Origin of the sequence: Leifsonia poae, assembly GCF_050632195.1 — a bacterium.
Classification (GTDB): Bacteria; Actinomycetota; Actinomycetes; order Actinomycetales; family Microbacteriaceae; genus Leifsonia; species Leifsonia poae_C.
The window spans coordinates 1,025,217-1,040,689 of the sequence record NZ_CP192580.1 but is presented as its reverse complement, the minus strand read 5'-3'; the positions used below and the strand labels follow the sequence as shown (position 1 = coordinate 1,040,689).

Here is a 15,473-nt window from a genome sequence, read left to right as displayed (position 1 = left end):
GTCTCATTCACGCGGTCGTCGCCGTCCACGCGCTGCCGTGGGCGGCGCTCTTCTCGACGGCCGCGAGCACCCGCTGCACGTGCAGTCCGTCGGCGAACGACGGGTCGGGGTCGACCCCGCGCGTGATCGCGTCGACGAAGTCCTTGATCTCGTGTGAGAAGGCGTGCTCGTAGCCGATGGCGTGCCCGGTGGGCCACCAGTTGGCCATGTACGGATGCTCGGGCTCGGTCACGAGGATCCGCTTGAATCCCTGCTCCCCCGCCGGCGCGGTCGCGTCGTAGAACTGCAGCTCGTTCATCGCCTCGAGGTCGAAGGCGATCGCTCCGAGGGATCCGCTGAGCTCGACCCGGAGGGCATTCTTGCGACCGGTCGCGTAGCGTGTGGCCTCGAACGCGCCGATCGCGCGATCGGCTCGGCCGCCGACCAGACGGGCCGTGAACCACGCCGCATCATCGACGGTGACCTGTCCGCGCTTGTCCGACGCGGTACCCGAGAGTCCGACACCTTCGCCGAGGAGGGGCGCTCGGTCACGAAAGTCTCGAGGGTGCCGCTCACGCTCTGCAACTGCGAACCGCTGAGGTACTCGACGAGGTCGATCGCGTGTGCACCGATGTCGCCGAGGGAACCCGAGCCGGCCAGCTTCTTGTCGAGGCGCCAGGTCATCGGGCCGTCCGCATCCGTCAGCCAGTCCTGCAGGTACTGCGCGCGCACCTGGCGGATATCGCCGAGACGGCCATCCTGAACGAGCTGCCGCGCGAAGACGATCGCGGGCACGCGGCGGTAGCTGAAACCCACCATCGCGCGGACTCCGGATGCGGCGGCCTTCTCGGCGGTCGCGGCCATCCGCTCGGCCTCCGCGACCGTGTTCGCCAACGGCTTCTCGCAGAGCACGTGCTTGCCGGCGTCGAGGGCGGCGATCGCTATCTCGGCGTGCGAGTCGCCCGGTGAGCAGATGTCGACGATGTCGATCGCCGGGTCTTCGATCACCCGACGCCAGTCGGTCTGTGCGTACTGCCAGCCGAATTTCTCCCTCGCCTCTTCGACTCGCGCGGCATCGCGGCCGACGATCGTGTGCATGATCGGCTCGGCGTCCAGGTCGAAGAACCGGGGCGCGACGCGCCAGCCCTGGGAGTGGGCGGCTCCCATGAAGCCGTAGCCCACCATGGCCACGCCGAGGGTCTTCTTCGTGTTCGCGTTCATCGTCGCTCCTTCGCGCATCGGGCTCACGACGGTAACGCCGCCGAGAAAGCGCCCGCAAGTCGCCGGGCTGCTTCGGGGTTTCGGCAGCGCCCGTTAGCTGATAAGTTTACTGCCACAACAAATCATCAACGATGCTGAAGGAAAAACCATGAGCACCACACCCACCCGCGCCGACAAGTTCTCATTCGGCCTCTGGACCATCGGCTACAACGGCACCGACCCGTTCGGCGGCCCCACCCGCCCGCAGCTCGACGTGGTCGAGGCGGTCACGAAGCTCAACGAGCTCGGCGCATACGGCCTCACCTTCCACGACGACGACCTGTTCGCCTTCGGGTCGACGGATGCGGAACGCCAGAAGCAGATCGACCGCCTCAAGCAGGCCCTCAGCGACACCGGCCTCATCATCCCGATGGTCACCACCAACCTCTTCAGCGCACCGGTCTTCAAGGACGGCGGCTTCACGTCCAACGACCGCGCCGTTCGTCGCTTCGCACTCCGCAAGGTGCTGCGCAACCTCGACCTCGCCGCCGAGCTCGGCGCCAAGACGTTCGTCATGTGGGGTGGCCGCGAGGGTGCCGAGTACGACGCCGCCAAGGACATCCGGGCCGCGCTCGAGCGCTACCGCGAAGCCGTCAACCTGCTCGGTCAGTACGTCACCGACAAGGGCTACGACATCAAGTTCGCGATCGAGCCGAAGCCGAACGAGCCGCGCGGCGACATCCTGCTGCCCACGGTCGGCCACGCGATGGCCTTCATCGAGACCCTTGAGCGCCCGGAACTCGTCGGCGTCAACCCTGAGGTCGGACACGAGCAGATGGCGGGCCTCAACTTCGCGGCCGGCATCGCTCAGGCCCTCTACCAGGGCAAGCTGTTCCACATCGACCTGAACGGCCAGCGCGGCATCAAGTACGACCAGGATCTCGTCTTCGGTCACGGCGACCTGCAGAACGCGTTCGCCCTCGTCGACCTTCTCGAGAACGGCGGCCCCAACGGCGGCCCGTCGTACGAGGGTCCGCGCCACTTCGACTACAAGCCGTCGCGAACCGAGGACATCACCGGCGTGTGGGACTCGGCCGCCGCGAACATGCGCACCTACCTATTGCTCAAGGAGCGCGCTGCCGCGTTCCGCGCCGACCCCGAGGTGCAGGCTGCGCTCGAGGCCTCGCGCGTCACCCAGCTCTCGGAGTCGACCCTGTCGGCCGGTGAGTCGTACGACGACCTGCTCGCCGACCGCTCCGCCTACGAAGACTTCGACGCCGACGCGTACTTCGGCGGCAAGGGCTTCGGCTTCGTTCGCCTTCAGCAACTCGCCCTCGAGCACCTCGTCGGCGCCCGCTAGGCGCGCCACCCGGTGAGGGATGCGTTCAGCGCGTCCCTCACCGGGTTGCTTAGTTCTGTAGTTCTGTTTTGTCAGTTCTGTTTGTTTGGTTCCGTTTCCGTTTTTCAGCAAGAGAGTGAGAGCGATGACGCTCGTGGCCGGAGTCGACTCGTCGACGCAGAGTTGCAAGGTGGTCGTTCGCGACCTCGCGACGGGAGAGGTCGTGCGCACCGGGCGTGCCGCGCATCCTGAAGGCACCGAGGTCGACCCGGCCGCCTGGTGGACCGCGCTCGGCACGGCCCTGGCCGACGCCGGTGGACTCTCCGACGTCGACGCGATCTCGATCGCCGGCCAGCAGCACGGCATGGTGGTTCTGGATGCGGAGGGCCGCGTCATCCGCGACGCACTGCTCTGGAACGACACCCGCAGCGCCCAGGCCGCCCTCGACCTGATCGCCGCCGTCGGGGCGGAGGAGTACGCGTCGCGCGTCGGCGTCGTGCCGGTCGCGTCGTTCACCGCGACGAAGCTGCGCTGGCTTCGGGATGCGGAGCCCGCGAATGCGGCCCGCGTCGCCGCCGTGGCACTCCCCACGACTGGCTGACGTGGCGACTTCGCGGCTACGGGCCCGCGGACGACAGCGAGCTCGGCCCCGTGCTGGAGGAGCTCACGACCGACCGGTCGGACGCCAGCGGGACAGCGTACTGGAGCGCAGTGAGCGGCGCGTACGACATGGGTTTGTTCGAGTTGGCGTTGGGGCGCGCGGGGCGTGAGGCCGATGCTGGTGCTGGTAATGGTACTGGTGTTGCTGGTGCCGCGGTGGTGCTGCCGCGCGTGCTCGGCCCGGGCGAGGCCGCTGGGCGTACGCCGGCCGGGGTTCTGGTCGGCCCGGGCGCCGGGGACAACGCCGGCGCGGCGCTCGGACTCGGTGCGGCCGACGGCGACGTGGTCGTCTCGATCGGAACCAGCGGAACCGTGTTCGCCGTCACAGACGCACCCGTCGCCGATCCGAGCGGCGCGGTCGCCGGCTTCGCCGATGCGAGCGGCCTGAGCCTGCCGCTCGTCGCGACGCTCAACGCAGCGCGCGTGCTCTCATCGATCGCATCCCTTCTCTCCGTGGACCACGACGGCCTCGCGAGCCTCGCCCTCACCGCCTCGCCCGGCGCGGACGGCGTCGTGCTCGTCCCGTACTTCGAGGGCGAACGCACACCGAACCTGCCGGACGCGACCGCGAGCATCCACGGCCTCACCATCGCCTCGACCCGTCCCGAGAACCTCGCGCGCGCCGCCATCGAGGGGATGCTGTGCGGCCTCGCCGACGGACTCGACGCCGTGCGCGCGGTCGGCGTGCGCGAGCAGCGCATCCTCTTGATCGGCGGAGCTGCGCAGAACCCTGCCGTCGCGACCGTTGCATCGCAGGTCTTCGACGCGCCGATCGTCGTCCCGTCCCCGGGCGAGTACGTCGCCGACGGCGCGGCCGTGCAGGCGGCCTGGGCCCTGACCGGCACGCGCCCCGCCTGGCCTCTCCCCTCGCGGCCGAGCTGGCCCCGGATGCGCGCCCGCACATCCGCGCCCAGTACGCCTCCGCCACCCCCTGACCCGCGCCGGACCGCCCGCGCGCCCGGCGCCGCGAGTTGCGGCAAATCGACCCTCCCGCGCATCCGGAAGGTCGATTCGCCGCAACTCGACGCCCGCGCGCGCGTCGACGCGGGCAGCGCGACGCGTCGCGGCGGCGCGGTCGCGCGGTCAGCGCGCGGCGTACAGCGCCGCGAGGCGGGCGCCGGCGGCGCGTGCCCAGCGGGGCGCGTCCGCGATCGCGGCGGCGGAGCCGCCCGCGAGGCCGCTCAGCGACACCGCGCCGACGAAGTCGTCGGTCGGCGCGTCGATCGCTCCGGCCGCGAGCAGCGCGGGCACTCCCGCCGCGCGCGCCAGCTCACCTACGTAAGCAGGAACCTTGCCCGCTGCCGATTGGGAGTCGAAGCGCCCCTCGCCGGTGACCACCACATCCGCCCCCTCCATCAGAGCAGGCAGGCCCAAGGCCGCCCCGACCGCCGCCGCTCCAGGAGCGAGCTGCGCTCCCCACGCGAGCAGGCCGTACCCGGTTCCGCCCGCAGCACCCGCACCCACGACCTCGGGACGACGCCCGAGTACCCGCACCAGCCGAACGAGGTTCGACTCGAGGCCGACGACCTGGTCGGCGTTCGCGCCCTTCTGCGGGCCGAAGACCGCCGCGGCGCCCGACGGTCCGAGAAGCGGGTTCGTCACATCGCTCAGGATGCGCACCCCACCCGCCGGCAACGGCGGCAGTCCGCTCAGGTCGGCCCGGGCGAGCGCCCCGAGGCCACGGTTGCCGAGACGGATGGGGCGGCCCGACGCATCCGTGAACCGTGCGCCGAGTGCGGCGAGCGCGCCGACCCCGCCATCAGTCGACGAGCTGCCGCCGATCGCGAGGAGCAGCCCGGTCGCCCCAGCGTCGAGGGCGGCACCGATCGCCTGCCCGAAGCCGAAGGTGTGTGCGTCGAGCGGCGCGAGCTCGGGCATGTGCGCGAGCCCGCTGGTCTCCGCCAACTCGACGACGGCGGTACCGTCGGGCAACTGCAGCCAGGACGCGTCGACCTCTCGCCCCGCAGGCCCGAGCACGGTGACGGGATGCCGCACGGCTCCCGGCACGGCGACCTCGAACGCGTCGAGCGTTCCCTCGCCGCCGTCGGCCATCGGCGCGAGCAGAACGTGGTCCGCCGGACGCTCCGACGTCCAGCCAGCGGCGAGCGCTCCGGCGATCGTCGCGGCGGACGCCGACCCCTTGAAGGAGTCGGGCGCGATGAGAACGGTGGTCGGCATCCCTCTACAGTGCCACGTCGCCGAGTGGCACGTCGCCGAGTGGCACGTCACCGAGTGGCACGTGGTCGGCGAATGCCCGCACGGTCCGCGCGACCACGGACGCGGGGTCCGCATCCCAGATCGCCTGGTTGAAGATCTCGACCTCGACGTCGCCCCGGTACCCGGCGTCGTTCACAGCGCGGGTGAGTGCCGCGAAGTCGATGTGACCGTCGCCCATCATGCCGCGCGCGAGCAGCACATCCTGAGGCAGCGGCGTTACCCAGTCGCAGACCTGGTAACTGGCGATGCGTCCGGATGCGCCCGCTCGGGCGATCTGCTCCAACACCTGCGGGTCCCACCAGATGTGGAACGTGTCCACGACCACGCCAACCGATTCGACCGGGAACTGGTCGGCGATATCGAGGGCCTGCCCCAGCGTCGACAGCACGGCACGGTCGGCGGCGTACATGGGATGCAAGGGTTCCAGGGCGAGTGTGACTCCGGATGCGCGGGCCTCGGGCTCGAGCTCGGCGATCGCGTCGCGCATCCGCTCGCGGGCACCGCGCAGGTCGGTCGATCCGGCCGGGAGGCCGCCGGCCACGAGGACGAGCACGGCGGCGGATCCGTCGGCACCGGCAGCCGCAAGAGTCGCGGTCTCGTGGATGGCGCGCCGGTTCTCGTCGATCGACGCGCGCCGCTCGGGCCCCTCGACGGCGGTGAAGAAACCGCCTCGGCACAGGCTCGACACTCGCAACCCCGAGTCGGCCACGAGTGCCGCGGCCTGCTGCAGCCCAACCTCAGCGACGGGCTCTCGCCACAGCCCGATGCTCTGCACCCCCGCCGCGGATACCACGTCGAGAGCGGTCGGCAGGTCCGCGTACTTCACGGTCGCCTGGTTGATCGACAACCGAGAATGCGGCTGCGAGGGCGGGAACGCCTGAGTCTGCGCCTCCGCGTCCGGCGCCCCGACCGGCCCCGCGGTCACGCCCGCACCCCGTTCAGTGTGAGCAACGCTCGCCAGCGCGCCGCCGCGAGTTCAGGCCGCTCAAGAGCCCCCGACGCATTCGCAAGCCGCACGATCTCCGACAGGTGCGGCAGACTCCGCGCGGCATGAAGACCACCGATCATGCTGAAGGAATCCTGGTGCCCGTTCAGCCACGACAGGAACGCGACGCCCGTCTTGTAATAGAAGGTCGGTGCCGCGAAGATCTGCCGGGAGAGCTCCTCGGTCGGCGCGAGCACCGAACGGTACCGTTCCTTATCCCCCGCATCGAGCGCCTGAATGGCGACGGATGCACTCGGTGCGAGGGCCGCGAAGGCCCCGAGCAGCGCATCCGAGTGCGCGGAGTCGTCGCCCTCGATGAGGCCGACGTAGTTGAAGTCGTCGCCCGTGAACATCGCCGCGGTCTTCGGGAGGCGTGCGCGCAGCGCGATCTCGGCCTGCGCATCCAGAAGGCTCATCTTGATGCCGCTGACGCGGTCGGCACTGTCGCCGATGATGCGCAGCACGGTCTCGCTCGCGACCGCCGAGTCGTGCGAACCGAAGTAGCCGGCGAGCACCGGATCGAAGGCGGCACCGAGCCAGTGCAGGATGACCGGAGTCGTCGCCGCCTCCAGCACCGAGCGGTAGACGCGCTCGTAATCGGCCGCCGAGGTCGCGGCCCGTGCGAGGTGCCGGCTGGCCATCAGGACGACGCCCGCCCCCGCGTCCTCGGTGAAATGCAGTTGCTCCTTGTATGCGTCGATCACCGCGTCGAGCGAGATGACCTCGTCGTCGACGTGGTCGGTGTTGACGCCGACGACGATCGCTCCGCCGACCGCCCGCGCCTCTGCGGCACTGCGCGTGATGAGTTCGCGGGTGGCGCGGGCGTCGAGCCCCATGTTGCGCTGGGCGGTGTCCATCGCGTCCGCGACGCCGAGGCCCCACGACCAGACGTGGCGGCGGAAGGCGAGGGTCGCATCCCAGTCGATATCGGCCGGTGCCCCGGGCACGTTCTCTGCCCACGGCTTCGGCACGACGTGCGCGGCGGCGAATGCGGTGCGCGAGGTCAGCGCACCGGTCGGCTTCGAGTACGCGGGCGCCTCCCCCAGCCCGACGGATGCGGTGGTGCCGTCTCCGTTCAGCAGGACCAGGTCGCTCATCAGATCCCGACCTCGGGCAGCTCGATGCGACGGCCCTCGCGAGAGGAGATCAAGCCCTGCTCGGCGAGGAGCACCCCGCGCGCCCCGGCCAGGAAGTCGTACGGGTTGGGCGCATCCTCGGCGACGTGACGGATGAACTCCTCCCACTGGGTCTTGAAGCCGTTCTCGAAGACGTCGTTGGCGGGCGACTCGATCCAGTCGGTGTCGTAGTCGTGCTCGTCGGCGATGTCGGGGTTCCACACGGGCTTCGGCGTGGCGTTCCGCGGCTGGATCTTGCAGCCGAAGAGCCCGACGACGGCGCTGCCCAGGGTGCCGTCCACCTGAAACTCGACCAGTTCATCCCTGTTTACCCGGGTGGTCCAGGATGAGTTGAGCTGGGCCGTGATGCCGCCCTCCAGCTCGAAGATGGCGTACGCCGCGTCGTCTGCGGTCGCGGTGTACTCGTTGCCTGCCTCATCGACGCGGGTGGGGATCTCGGTGACGGCGCGAGCGTAGACCGACTCGACGCGTCCGAACAGGTTCTCGAGCACGTAGGACCAGTGCGGGAACATGTCGACGACGATGCCGCCTCCGTCTTCGGCTCGGTAGTTCCAGCTGGGGCGCTGAGCGGCCTGCCAGTCGCCCTCGAACACCCAGTAGCCGAATTCGCCACGCACCGACAGGATGCGTCCGAAGAAGCCGGAGTCGATCAGGCGCTTGAGCTTGCGCAGGCCGGGCAGGTAGAGCTTGTCGTGCACGACGCCGTTCTTGATCCCGGCGGCCTGGGCGAGGCGAGCCAGTTCGAGGGCCTCCTCGAAGGACTCCGCCGTCGGTTTCTCGGTGTAGATCGCCTTGCCCGCCGCGATCGCCTTCTTGATGGCGGATGCCCGGGCCTTGGTCACGAGAAAGTCGGAGTAGATCTGCCACCGGTCGTCGGCCAGTGCCGCATCCAGGTCGGTCGTGTAGTTCTCGATGCCGTGCTTTGCCGCGAGCTCCGCCAGCTTGGCCTCGCTGCGCCCGACCAGGATCGGCTCGACCTGCACCCGGCTGCCGTCGGCGAGGAGCACGCCGCCCTGCTCGCGGATCGCGAGGATCGACCGCAGCAGATGCTGCCGGTACCCCATGCGCCCCGAGACGCCGTTCATGATGATGCCGATGGTCGACTCTGACACGGGAACTCCTTCGTAGCGTGTGGCGCGATGTGCGCGGGAAAGCGCTTACCAGCCTAATCACGAACCGTGAGTCGCGTCAAACGCAGCTTCCGGATGAGCGCGCACCTGCGTTCGCCGCGACTCACTCCGAGCGGTCGGTGAGCCAGCGGGCGGCGCGCGCGATGATCGCGCGGTGCGTCGGCGAGTCGTAGGACGCGGTGTCGTGGCCGAGCGCGTCGTAGACGACGCGGGCGTCCCCGTAGGTGCGCGCCCAGAGCAGCGGGTACTCCGCGCCCTCGTGCTCGTGGCTCGCGAGCGGGACGAGATCCGGAGCCGTACGCAGGTAGGTGTAGCGCTCATCCTCGACCTCGAAATCGGCGAGGCCCGCGACGATCGGGTGGGCATCCGGATGCACGTGGATGCTCGCCGTGGAATAGTCCGGGTGCATCGTGGTTCCGCGCACCCAGACCGCGCCGAGGATCCCCTCCCATTCGGGAACCCCGCGCAGCGACGTCGAGGTCACGTGCATCGCGAGCAGCGGCCGGCCGTCGGCGAGGTAGGCCAGCAACCCGTCGCGGCCGCGGCGCTCGGCGACGGGTTCCGGATGCTCGGGGTCGGTCAGCGACGGATCCCCGAAGTTGAGCACGAGCAGGTCGGGGGCGTCGGGGCCGCCGAGAGTCGCCAGTCGCGTATCCACATCCTCGGACACCTCGACCTCGTAGCCTTCGGCCTGAAGGATGCCCTCCAGCCGAGCAGAAGTGTCGGGGAACGGATGCCACGGGTCGCCGTAGCGCCCGGCACCGCTGAGGATGAGAGCTCGACTGGACAAAGCAGGGCCTCCCGGCGGGTCGATCCATGGTGTGACGTTCGCGAACGGCGCCGCGACAATACGCACATGGTAAGCGCTTTCTCGGGACTTGGCCAGCGCGATCGGAATTCGCGCTTGACGGATCCGGAACGAAGACGCATGATGGGGAATGCGCATTCTGGGAATGCGCAATCCCAAGCACCGGAGCCCAAGGAGTCGACGTTGACAACACGACGCAAACCCGTCGCCGCGTTCGCGATGCGCCCCGATCTGCCGGCCCTGCTGTTCTCGCAGGCCGACCTCGTGGCGCTGGCCGACATCCTGAGCCTCGACACGACCGCGACCATCGAGGACTTCGCCGCCGTCGACGCCGCGACCCTCGCCGAGATCGACGTGCTGATCACAGGCTGGGGCTCGCCGCAGATCGGCAGGGCAGAACTCGCCGCGATGCCCCGCTTGGGTGCGATCGTGCACGCGGCCGGAACCGTGAAGGACCACCTCGACGACGAAGCCTGGGACCGTGGCATCCGCGTGACCAGCGCGGCCAGCGCCAACGCGTATCCCGTCGCCGAGTACACGCTCGCGATGATCCTGCTCGCCGGCAAACGCGTGCCCGACTACATCCGTCGCTATGCGGCCGACCCCGCACTCTACGAGGAGTCCCCGAATCCCGAGATCGGCAACTTCAACCGCACCGTCGGCATCGTCGGCGCCTCGAGAGTGGGGCGGCGGGTCATCGAACTCCTGCAGCCGTTCGATGTCGAGGTGCTTCTCTACGACCCGTACCTCTCCGCCGATGACGCCGTGCACACGGCCGCCCGGCAGGTGACCCTCGACGAGCTCTTCGCCACGTCGACCATCGTCAGCATCCACGCCCCTCTGCTGCCGGAGACAGTGGGTATGGTCGGCCCCGACCAGCTCGCCCTCCTCCCCGATGGCGCGACCGTGATCAACACCGCCCGGGCGCCCATCGTCGATCAGGATGCGCTCGAGGCCGCCGTGCGCGAGCGCGGGCTCCGCGCGATCCTCGACGTCACCGATCCCGAGCCGCTGCCGGCGGATCATCCGTTGCGGGCGCTCGAGGGCGTCGTCATCACCCCGCACGTCGCGGGCGCCCTCGGCACCGAGCTGAGAAGGCTCGGCGAGTGCGCCCGTCGCGAGGTCGAACTGTTCGTGGCTGGGAAACCGGCTGAGCATCCTGTCACGAAAGAAGCTCTGATCGCCGTTGCTTGAGAACCTGACTCAGACTGTGAACCGACCCCTTTCATCCGAGCGCCAGGAGGCCCGAATGCACCAACTCCGCGACTACCAGGCAGACGTCTTCATCGACGGCCGGTTCGAGGCGCCCGAAGGCGACCGCGACCTTCCCGTGCTCGACAAGGCCGCCGGAGTTCCGTTCGGCACGTACGGTAACGCCTCGGCCGCGCAGGTCGATCGCGCCGTCCGGGTGGCCAAGGCGGCGCAGCCCGGATGGGCTGACGTCAACGCCAACCGCCGAAGCGAGATCATCCGGGCGTTCGGGCAGCAGCTCGAGGCACGGCGCGACGAACTGATCACTCTGATCATCCGCGAAACCGGCGGCACGACGGAGAAGGCCGAAGAAGAACTCGGCCAGGCGATCACGCAGCTGAACAACTCGGCCACGCAGCTCACCGAGAACGCCGGCGCGATCCTGCCTCCCTATAAGGACGGCAAGATCTCCCTCTCCCGGGCGGTGCCGCTCGGCGTCATCGGCCTGATCGTGCCGTGGAACTACCCGATGAGCCTCGCGATGCGGGCGCTCGCGCCCGGCCTCGCCTATGGCAACGCCGTCGTGCTGAAACCGGCAGAGCTGACGCCGTTCGCCGGTGGGCAGATCCTGGCCGAGGCCGCGCAGGCGGCAGGTGTTCCCGCCGGGGTCTTCAACGTGGTGCCCGGGGACGGGCCGACGACGGGGCGAACGCTCTCCGAGCATCCTGAGCTCGACCTGGTGCACTTCACCGGCTCGTTCGAGGTCGGCCACCAGATCGCCAACTTCGCCGCTCGCTCGTTCAAGCCGGTGGCCACCGAGCTCGGGGGCGACAACGCCTTCGTCGTGCTCGACGACGCCGACATCGACCAGGCGGCCAGCTGCGCCGTGTGGTCCTCCCTCTGGTATCAGGGCCAGACCTGCATCAGCGCCGGCCGGCACATCGTGCACCGATCGGTCGCGGATGCGTTCACCGAGGCCGTCGTCGAACGCGTGAGCAAGCTGCGGGTGGGCAACCCGCTGGACGACGACGTCGACCTGGGGCCGATCATCAGCGAGACGCAGTTGCGCCGGTTCCACGACGGACTCGTGCAGCCGTCGCTCGCCGCAGGGGCGCGGGTCGCCATCGGCGGCGGCTACGACGGCCTGTTCTACCAGCCGACCGTGCTCACCGGGGTGGCCCCGGAGATGCCGGTCTTCACCGAAGAGATCTTCGGCCCGGTGATGCCGATCACCGTGGTCGACAGCGAGGCCGAAGCGCTGGCCCTCGTCAACCGGCACCGCTCGCTCATGAACTCGGTCTTCACCGGTGACCCGATGCGGGGGCTCGCCTTCGCCGAACAGGTCAAGAGCAACGAGGTGCACGTGAACGACGGATACGCCCGACACGGCGGCGAGGGACAGCTCGCCGGGTTCACGCATCGGCAGTGGATCGGCATCCAGACCACGCCGACGAGCTACCCCGCATGGGCCGAGGCCTGACGTACCCGCCCGACGCCTGCACCACCCGCATTCCGCACCCCCATCAGCACCACGAACACGAAACCCCATCAAAGGAGATGTACACAGTGAGAAAGACAACGCTGAGGACCCTCGGCGCCACGGTCGGCGTTCTCGCCGCCGCGGCCACGGTCCTGACCGGATGCTCGGCCTCGGGCTCAGGATCCGGCGACACCTCGGGCGGCAAGGTCACCCTGAACTACGTCAACTGGGACGGCGGCATGCAGGCCGTCGTCGACGAATGGAACAAGGCCAACCCGAACATCCAGGTCAAGCTGACGAAGCCATCCGGAACCGGCTACACCCTCTACAACAAGCTGATCACGAACAACAAGGCCGGTACGAACCCGGATGTCACCGAGGTTGAGTATCAGGCGCTCCCCGCCCTGATCGCGAACAACGTCGTCATCCCCATCGACAAGTACGTCGGCGACCTCTCCAGCGACTTCTCCAAGTCGACGCTGGCCCAGGTGCAGTTCGAGGGCAAGACGTACGGCGTTCCGCAGAACGTCTGCCCGATGGTGTTCTTCTACCGCAAGGACATCTGGGACTCCCTGGGGCTCAAGGCCCCGACGACGTGGGACGAGTACGCGGCCGACGCCGCCGCCATCCACGCCGCCGACCCGAGCAAGTACATCGGCAACTTCACCGCGGCCGACCCCGGCTGGTTCGCCGGATTGGCGCAGCAGGCGGGCGCCAACTGGTGGACCACCTCGGGCAGCGACAAGTGGACCGTCGCGATCAACGACGCCGCGAGCAAGAAGGTCGCCGACTACTGGGACGGCCTGATCACGAAGGGTGTCGTCAGCCCGGAGCCGAACTGGTCGGCTCAGTGGAACACCGACATGAACAACGGAACGCTCGTCGGCTGGGTCGGTGCGCAGTGGGGCCCCAACCAGCTCCCCTCGATCGCGAAGGACACCGCCGGCAAGTGGGAGGCCGCACCGCTCCCCGCCTGGACCGCCGGCGACGACACCGTCGGCATCTGGGGCGGCGAGACCGAGTCTGTGACCTCGAACTCGAAGCACCCTGCCGAGGCCGCCAAGTTCGTGAAGTGGATGAACTCGTCGAAAGACGGCGTCAACTCGCTGATCAAGAACGTGCAGGTCTTCCCCGCGAGCATCCCGAACCAGACGCTGCCCGCCCTGGAGACCCCGCCGCCGTTCATGTCCAACCAGCCGGACTACAACACCCTGATGGCGACGGCCGCCAAGGGCGTGCGCACGTTCGACATCTGGGGACCGAACGCCAACGTGACGTTCGACTCGTACTCGAACTCGTTCGCCGCCGCACTGCAGAACAAGACGCAGCTGTCGGCCGCGCTCGACAAGATGCAGACCGACACCGTGACCGACATGAAGAAGATCGGCTTCAAGGTCACCGGCTGATCGCCGACCGATCCCACGATCAGGCGGGAGGGGGCGCCGGTGCCTCCGCACCCCCTCTCCCGCCTTCGCTCCCTTCCCCGTTCGAGGAGAATCACCTCATGGCCGTCCTAGAAGCACGAACGAGCCCGGCGTCGCGAACGCCCACCTCCGAGCGACGTCGCAAACCCCGGGGCAGCATCCTGCCGATCCTGCTCGTCGCGCCCGCCGTCATCCTGCTGCTGCTGTTCACGATCGCCCCCGGCGTTTATGCCGTGATCCTCAGCTTCCTTCAGGTGAAGGTGGGCGGCGGTCTGCTCGGTGCCGGCGGAACGGTGGAGGTCTTCGCCGGGTTCGCCAACTACATCTCGACCCTCGGCGATCCAGAGTTCTGGGCGGGCATAGGCCGCATGCTCATCGTGGCAGTCATCGGCGTTCCCCTCACCATCTTCTTCGCGACTCTGTTCGCCCTGTGCTTGGACGCCAAGAAGGCTCGACTCGTCGGATTCACCCGCCTCGCGATCTTCCTGCCGTACGCCGTTCCAGGCGTCGTCGCCTCGCTGCTGTGGGGCTTCATGTACCTGCCGGCGACCAGCCCGATCGGCGGCAAGGTGATCGATTACTTCGGCGCGACCGGCATCTTCTTCTCCGTGGCCAACGTGGCCGTGTGGGGTGTCGTCGGCTTCAACATGGTGATCCTGTACACCGCCGTGCGCAGCCTCCCGAAGGACCTCTTCGAGGCGGCCGAGCTCGACGGCGCCTCCGAGCTGCAGATCGCCCTGCGCATCAAGCTGCCGCTGATCGCACCCGCCATCACGATGGTCGCGCTGTTCTCGGTGATCGGCGCACTCCAGCTCTTCAACGAGCCCACGACCCTCAAGCCCCTCGCGAACGCCATCTCGTCCACCTGGGTCCCGCTGATGCGGGTCTACACCGACGCCTTCGTCAACAACAGCATCTACGAGGGGGCGGCGACCTCGTTCATCCTCATCATCATGACCGTCGCGGCCACCGTGCTCGTCAACGTCATCGGCCGGCGCTTCGCGCGGAGGGAAACCAAATGACCACGCTCACGTCCACCGCTGGACGAACAGTGGCGAAGGATGCGCGGCCGCTGCGAACCCGCAGGGGACTGCACATCGTCCCCACGCTCATCCTGATCGTCGGTGCGCTGTACTGCGTTCTGCCGGTGCTCTGGATCGTCATCGCCGCGACCAAGACCAACGACGAGCTGTTCTCCACTCCCCCGTTCCTCCCGGTGTTCAACGGCGGGTTCTGGACGAACATGCAGGCGCTGTTCACCTACAACAACGGCATCTTCGGGCGCTGGGCGTTCAACTCGGTGATCTACGCGATCGGCGGCGGCGTGCTGTCGACCGTGGTCGCCGGGGCCGCGGGATACGCGCTCGGCAAGTACAGCTTCCGCGGGTCGAAGTGGATCTTCCGCCTCATCGTTGCCGCCGTGCTGCTGCCGCAGATCATGCTGGCCATCCCGCAGTTCCTGCTGCTCGCCAAGTTCGGGATGACCAACAACTACGCCTCGGTGATCCTCCCGCAGCTGGTCTCGCCGTTCGCGATCTACCTCTGCAAGATCTACGCCGAGGCATCCGTGCCCGACGAGATCATGGAGGCGGCGCGTATCGACGGCGGCAGCGAGTGGCGCATCTTCTGGTCCGTGGGGTCGCGGCTGATGATGCCGGCCCTCGTGACCGTGTTCCTGCTGCAGTTCATCGGCATCTGGAACAACTTCCTGCTGCCGTTCGTGATGCTCAACAACGACCAGCTCTACCCGCTGACCCTCGGCCTGTACGGGCTGATGATCATCACCGGCGGTCAAGCGGCTCAATACTCGATCGTGATCGCCGGTGTGCTGGTATCGATCGTGCCGCTCGCGATCCTGTTCCTGTCGCTGCAGCGCTACTGGAAGATCGATCTCATCTCGGGCGGCGTGAAGATCTAACGCCGC

The 15,473-nt window shown here is 68.6% G+C and carries 11 protein-coding genes and 2 pseudogenes; 7 read left to right on the top strand and 6 right to left on the bottom strand.

The window, feature by feature from the left end; genetic code table 11:
• Window positions 1-7 precede the first annotated feature (7 nt).
• Window positions 8-1,164: pseudogene (locus tag ACQ86A_RS05360) on the bottom strand (Gfo/Idh/MocA family protein).
• Between the two features lie 184 nt (window positions 1,165-1,348).
• Here ACQ86A_RS05360 and xylA point away from each other — a divergent pair.
• Both xylA and ACQ86A_RS05350 read left to right on the top strand, forming a co-directional pair.
• Window positions 1,349-2,539 carry a xylose isomerase gene (gene xylA, locus ACQ86A_RS05355; protein ID WP_431279566.1) on the top strand — a complete coding sequence of 397 codons (1,191 nt, stop codon included), beginning with the start codon at window positions 1,349-1,351 and terminating at the stop codon, window positions 2,537-2,539.
• 124 nt (window positions 2,540-2,663) lie between these two features.
• Window positions 2,664-4,113: pseudogene (locus ACQ86A_RS05350) on the top strand (xylulokinase).
• Between the two features lie 148 nt (window positions 4,114-4,261).
• Here the strand turns inward: ACQ86A_RS05350 and ACQ86A_RS05345 are convergent.
• From ACQ86A_RS05345 to ACQ86A_RS05325, 5 genes are all read right to left on the bottom strand, one after another.
• On the bottom strand, window positions 4,262-5,356 hold the full coding sequence (locus ACQ86A_RS05345) for a glycerate kinase (protein ID WP_431279565.1): 1,095 nt from the start codon (window positions 5,354-5,356) through the stop codon (window positions 4,262-4,264).
• 4 nt (window positions 5,357-5,360) lie between these two features.
• Window positions 5,361-6,242: a sugar phosphate isomerase/epimerase family protein gene (locus ACQ86A_RS05340; protein WP_431279564.1), complete on the bottom strand. Its 882-nt coding sequence runs from the start codon at window positions 6,240-6,242 to the stop codon at window positions 5,361-5,363.
• 74 nt (window positions 6,243-6,316) lie between these two features.
• Complete coding sequence (locus ACQ86A_RS05335; protein WP_431279563.1) at window positions 6,317-7,477, bottom strand: dihydrodipicolinate synthase family protein; 1,161 nt, start codon at window positions 7,475-7,477, stop codon at window positions 6,317-6,319.
• A complete protein-coding gene (locus ACQ86A_RS05330) occupies window positions 7,477-8,601 on the bottom strand; it encodes a Gfo/Idh/MocA family protein (protein WP_431280374.1) in 1,125 nt (374 codons plus the stop codon). The genes ACQ86A_RS05335 and ACQ86A_RS05330 overlap by 1 nt, the downstream gene beginning before the upstream one ends.
• A gap of 148 nt (window positions 8,602-8,749) precedes the next feature.
• Window positions 8,750-9,436, bottom strand: coding sequence for a ThuA domain-containing protein (locus tag ACQ86A_RS05325; protein WP_431279562.1), 687 nt, complete (start codon window positions 9,434-9,436; stop codon window positions 8,750-8,752).
• A 201-nt stretch (window positions 9,437-9,637) separates the two neighbouring features.
• Here ACQ86A_RS05325 and ACQ86A_RS05320 point away from each other — a divergent pair, with 201 nt between their 5' ends.
• The 5 genes from ACQ86A_RS05320 to ACQ86A_RS05300 all read left to right on the top strand — a co-directional run bounded on the left by ACQ86A_RS05320 (window position 9,638) and on the right by ACQ86A_RS05300 (window position 15,467).
• A complete protein-coding gene (locus tag ACQ86A_RS05320) occupies window positions 9,638-10,648 on the top strand; it encodes a hydroxyacid dehydrogenase (protein WP_431279561.1) in 1,011 nt (336 codons plus the stop codon).
• Between the two features lie 55 nt (window positions 10,649-10,703).
• Entirely contained in the window at window positions 10,704-12,125 is a 1,422-nt protein-coding gene (locus ACQ86A_RS05315) for an aldehyde dehydrogenase family protein (protein WP_431279560.1), read from the top strand.
• 86 nt (window positions 12,126-12,211) lie between these two features.
• Window positions 12,212-13,531: an ABC transporter substrate-binding protein gene (locus tag ACQ86A_RS05310; protein WP_431279559.1), complete on the top strand. Its 1,320-nt coding sequence runs from the start codon at window positions 12,212-12,214 to the stop codon at window positions 13,529-13,531.
• 98 nt (window positions 13,532-13,629) lie between these two features.
• The gene (locus ACQ86A_RS05305) at window positions 13,630-14,571 is read left to right on the top strand and encodes a carbohydrate ABC transporter permease (protein ID WP_431279558.1); all 942 of its coding nucleotides are present in this window, start codon (window positions 13,630-13,632) and stop codon (window positions 14,569-14,571) included.
• Window positions 14,568-15,467 (top strand): carbohydrate ABC transporter permease, encoded by a 900-nt coding sequence (locus tag ACQ86A_RS05300; RefSeq protein WP_431279557.1) that lies wholly within the window; start codon window positions 14,568-14,570, stop codon window positions 15,465-15,467. The genes ACQ86A_RS05305 and ACQ86A_RS05300 overlap by 4 nt, the downstream gene beginning before the upstream one ends.
• The last annotated feature ends 6 nt before the right edge of the window (window positions 15,468-15,473 follow it).

What these genes read in the sequence shown, in the direction of transcription:
- ACQ86A_RS05345 (WP_431279565.1), bottom strand. Translation starts at nt 5,356, where the DNA reads ATGCCGACCACCGTTCTCATCGCGCCCGACTCCTTCAAGGGGTCGGCG.
- xylA (WP_431279566.1), top strand. Translation starts at nt 1,349, where the DNA reads ATGAGCACCACACCCACCCGCGCCGACAAGTTCTCATTCGGCCTCTGG.
- ACQ86A_RS05315 (WP_431279560.1), top strand. Translation starts at nt 10,704, where the DNA reads ATGCACCAACTCCGCGACTACCAGGCAGACGTCTTCATCGACGGCCGG.
- ACQ86A_RS05335 (WP_431279563.1), bottom strand. Translation starts at nt 7,477, where the DNA reads ATGAGCGACCTGGTCCTGCTGAACGGAGACGGCACCACCGCATCCGTC.
- ACQ86A_RS05305 (WP_431279558.1), top strand. Translation starts at nt 13,630, where the DNA reads ATGGCCGTCCTAGAAGCACGAACGAGCCCGGCGTCGCGAACGCCCACC.
- ACQ86A_RS05300 (WP_431279557.1), top strand. Translation starts at nt 14,568, where the DNA reads ATGACCACGCTCACGTCCACCGCTGGACGAACAGTGGCGAAGGATGCG.
- ACQ86A_RS05330 (WP_431280374.1), bottom strand. Translation starts at nt 8,601, where the DNA reads ATGAACGGCGTCTCGGGGCGCATGGGGTACCGGCAGCATCTGCTGCGG.